We start from the raw sequence: 432 nt of genomic DNA on the forward strand, positions 1-432 counted from the left end.
CCTCGGTGCCCGCCGGCAGCTCTTCCGGCGGCGCCAACTTCAGGCGGCGTCCCCGTCCGCTGCGCCAGGTACTCTCGGCTGCGTCCCACCAGCGCCCGTCGCCCAGGTGCGAGACGAGCTGCCCATGCGGCCGGCCGCAGCCCTCGCAGTGGCCCCTGGCCCGCCCGAAGCGGATCGCTGCCGAGAGCTGCACCCAGTCGATGGGGTAGAAGTAGCGGTTCTCCGGGCGGATCGGCATCGGCCTCAGCCTCTCGCCGGCTGGATTCGGCAAAATATTGATAAGTGACTTCTAATATTTCCAAAAACAGCACTTGCTGCACACAAATGACCGGTTTAAAATACATTAGTAAATCTGTATAGGAGCTAAAATGGGAGCACCGCAGTTATGCGGCACCCAACATCTAGGAGCCCGTCCGAGTAATGCTCTCGACG

The 432-nt window shown here is 61.6% G+C and carries 1 pseudogene; it reads right to left on the bottom strand.

The window, feature by feature from the left end:
* Positions 1-238: pseudogene (locus tag DT057_RS35215) on the bottom strand (hypothetical protein); the annotation flags it as partial.
* Positions 239-432: the final 194 nt, after the last annotated feature.

The organism is Methylobacterium crusticola (assembly GCF_003574465.1).
GTDB lineage: Bacteria > Pseudomonadota > Alphaproteobacteria > Rhizobiales > Beijerinckiaceae > Methylobacterium > Methylobacterium crusticola.